Here is a 3,638-nt window from a genome sequence, read left to right on the forward strand (position 1 = left end):
CGAGCACGACGTGAGCGCGCAGAACTTCGCACACACTCTGTGATAACGTCATGATTGGCTCCGGTCGTCCACGGGTCTTCGGACCCATTGAGCTTCGAGCTCGTACATCGCTGGGCACGTCCCAGCCGGCTCGACCGGAGCCACCTTACACCGCCAGCGCTCCGCAGTCACCCGTACAACTCGTCGGTCTGAGGCGGAGCCTCGTTAGATTGCTAATCAATGTCTCGTAAGCAAAAGGATCGATTACTTGGAGAGAATCATGAAACGTCTATATCTCATGGCGCTCCTCGTAGCGCTATCAAGTCCAACGGTTTCGTTTTCAGCCAATGGTGACGGCCAAGGCTCCACCGCTGGCGCCCGTGTCAGTGGGAATGCAGAAACGTTTGGCCTATTGCACCCCGAGATGTCGGGGATTGACAAGCGGTTCTTGGGGTGGTCCAAGGATACGGCCGGCCTCGATCGATCGGGGTATGGATTTACGTACGCGGGATCATGGGAGTCATCGTCACCACACGTGGCTAGGCACGACCACAAGCCGCTTTACGGGCATCACTGACGGGGAAGTGTAAGCCAGTTAGCGTTGCGGGCGCGCGCACGCGCGCGATCCAATCCGTCATGGCAAGAAGATCACGGCTGAAGAGCGGAATTAGGCACGGCTCCCGGACGCTCACCATCCCGCCGCGGCCATCAGATAATGGTGATTGAACTTTTGCCAATGTCAATTGATACCAGTGCCTAACAACATGGCGTTGCCCGGCGTTTACGCCAGACCTTATGAGGGTGACAGACACATACGGGAGGCATGTCGAGTGGGTCAGAAACTATTGCAAGATAGCTGCCAAAGGCTCGAAAACTCGTTTCCCCAGTTTTCTGAAATTACCTGTTGCGCTCGCATGAGAGAAGTTTCACCCGAGCACACACAGCGCTTGAGCAAGACCGTCAGACGTCGCTTGCGGCGCGCACCGGACAGTCCCTCCCAGCGCACGATCTCAAAATTCGCGGCGTTGGTGGGAGTTCCGCCGAGCAGGACAGGAACATGGAAGTCGAATGTGTATTGCCACGCAGTCTCGGGGTCAACCCCACGTTCTCTCAAAAGTTGCTTCTTCCACTGGAGGCGATTACTTAACGGGGGAGTGACGGTTTCGAGATATCCGGGTTGACAGATTGTTTTGAAAATTGTTTCCTGGGTAACACGTGGATCCAGCAGTTCGGGGCGCTGTGCATATATGGATACGCAAGCAACGACACTTCCAATGAAAAATAAACAGCGCACTCTCGCGGGACGGCTAAAGATGCGGTGGGTTCTGCTAACAGAGGTGACGCGGACATCGCGATCCCGACGAAGAAGCACGCCCTTTCCCTCGTCCGACGCGGAGCGCTGTACCAATTCAACTAAGGGAATGGTCATCGCGATTCGGAAGGACACGCATTAATGGAAAAAAGCAAGGGTTCCCCGTTACCGTTCGCCAACGAGGCCGCAATATTCGTGCCGCACCTGTCCCGTATGGACTCAGGACCCCGCCCAAGCTTTTCGTGAGACCCCGTTTCTATGCGTGGGTTGCTCATCTGTCATTTTGTGACCTATTATACTCCGCGCGCACTCTCGAGACCTGTTAGATCCTACCGTGGGTGGGTTGCCACGGCCGGCTGATGCGTTTGTCTGTCTGAATTTTTCAGACGACTTTCTTTATAGGGCCGGTGTGGCAAGCGTCACAGTCTCCTCGGTACCATCCATCCTAGCCCTCGTACTTCTCTTATCGCTTCGTTCCCAAGCTTTGACCGCAATGAATTAACCATGGCGTCGATTGTGCATTCATCGGTCGCATTGTCGGATCTATCAATGCGAAGCTGAAGATCCTTGCGCGAGAGAATCGCGCCCGGGCGAACCATAAGCGCATGAAGTAATGAGAGTTCATCCCGGGTCAAGCAAGCAGCCATCGCCATTGCGCGAGACCGGGCTTGTCCCTTGAAAAGATCTAACCACAGATATCCGTTAGTCATTTCAGAAGTGCGTCCTGGGCTACGACGCTGAATCGCATCGTGCATGCGTGAAAGGAGGTCAGAAATCTCAAATGGCTTCGAGAGTCGATCGTCGGCGAGCGATCTGAAACCAGACATTGCGCCGTCGGTAAAGTCACCTTCCGCTGCGATAAATATGACCGCGGCACAATGCGCCTGCGACCGCAGAATGCGACCTACGTCTAGACAGTCGGTTTTTGGCGGATCGACATCAAGCAGAATCACGTCGTAGCGATGCGCCTCAAGCGCGTCGAGCAGCTGTAAGTTCCTGGTTACCCGGTAGACTAAGCAGAATCGGTCCTCAAGCGCGGCACAAAGCGTTTCTCCGAATTGCCAGTCGTTGTCGGCGAGGAGCAGGACCGACAGTTTTGAGCCGTGTTCACGAAGCATCTCGACAGTCCTACGATATCTCTGGGCGAACCTGATTTGCCTATGGTCAAAACGTGGCGCAGGACTCGAAGGTCCGTTCGTTCCGAACTGGTCCGCGCGGAAAATGTCCAGGAAGGGTTGCGGCTTTCACGAAGTTGTGCGCGAGTCTGTTGCTCGGCGTTTGAGGCGTCTCCATATGCTGGAGGATAATCGCTGAAAATTAGATCTGGATTAGCCTTTCCTTACGGATCGTCGGCATGAGGTTTCGGTGGTTCGAAACGACCGCCTTAGGGCCTTGAGCGATTTGCAAGGAGTTTGTCAGTAATCGCAGCCCAAAGAGGTCCTGCCGCGAAGCCGGAGAGTCTGGCGCAACGCCAGAACTGCCTAGCGAGTCGTTTAGACTCGTCCGCCCGTCTGCCACCCCCCCTTACGTCAAGGTTTTCCACCACCGTATTCTCCGGGGGGCGATCGGAGAGGTGGCGACGTTTCCCCTGGTATTCGGGTTGGATGCCGGCAATCACACTCGCACCCTCCTATCCTAGACGAGTCGAGACGTCGCTTGCGCCCGACCTGCGGATCGTCAGGAACAAGCTGTTAACTTATGGCGAGCGGTACTTCGCGTTCAATTAATGATAGCGGTCGATCATTGCCAATTTGACTGGTTCGGTGGCCGTGTAATTTGCATCATTATGTGATAGAAATTACACGCTCGATTGCTTAAACGAGACGGTCCGACTCGTCGCCGACGGCCCCATCGCGGCACGAAGTTTGCGCGATACATACTGAGATCGACGATATATCAGTAACGCCGCCGGTCGAATGCTTTCAAGGAGCGGGCAATGAGCGAGACAGTCGGAGACTTTGTTGTCGAGCGTCTTCACGCGTGGGGCGTGCGCCGCATCTTCGGATATCCCGGCGACGGCATCAACGGCGTGTTCGGCGCGCTCAATCGCGCGAAGGGAAAGATCGAATTCATTCAGGCGCGCCACGAAGAGATGGCCGCGTTCATGGCGTCCGCGCATGCAAAGTTCACGGGCGAGCTGGGCGTGTGCATCGCCACCTCGGGGCCGGGCGCCTCGCATCTGATCACAGGCCTCTACGACGCCCGCATGGACCACATGCCGGTGCTCGCGATCTCGGGCCAGCAAGCGCGCGCCGCGCTTGGCGGACACTACCAGCAGGAACTCGATCTCGTGTCGATGTTCAAGGACGTGGCAGGCGCGTTCGTGCAGCAGGCGACCGTCCCGGCG

General features: G+C 56.3%; 3 protein-coding genes. 1 reads left to right on the top strand and 2 read right to left on the bottom strand.

Going from position 1 to position 3,638, the window contains the following annotated elements; all coding sequences use genetic code 11:
* Positions 1–814: 814 nt before the first annotated feature.
* Both AWB81_RS41115 and AWB81_RS41120 read right to left on the bottom strand, forming a co-directional pair.
* Positions 815–1,408 (bottom strand): hypothetical protein, encoded by a 594-nt coding sequence (locus tag AWB81_RS41115; RefSeq protein ID WP_235026188.1) that lies wholly within the window; start codon positions 1,406–1,408, stop codon positions 815–817.
* Between the two features lie 302 nt (positions 1,409–1,710).
* Positions 1,711–2,409, bottom strand: a complete 699-nt coding sequence (locus AWB81_RS41120; protein ID WP_062644191.1) for a response regulator transcription factor — start codon at positions 2,407–2,409, stop codon at positions 1,711–1,713.
* 818 nt (positions 2,410–3,227) lie between these two features.
* On the opposite strand from AWB81_RS41120, the gene AWB81_RS41125 reads away from it, so the two are divergent.
* Positions 3,228–3,638 (top strand): thiamine pyrophosphate-binding protein (locus AWB81_RS41125; RefSeq protein WP_268811808.1); only part of this gene is annotated, 411 nt, incomplete at its 3' end.

Source organism: Caballeronia arationis (assembly GCF_001544975.2).
Taxonomy (GTDB): domain Bacteria; phylum Pseudomonadota; class Gammaproteobacteria; order Burkholderiales; family Burkholderiaceae; genus Caballeronia; species Caballeronia arationis.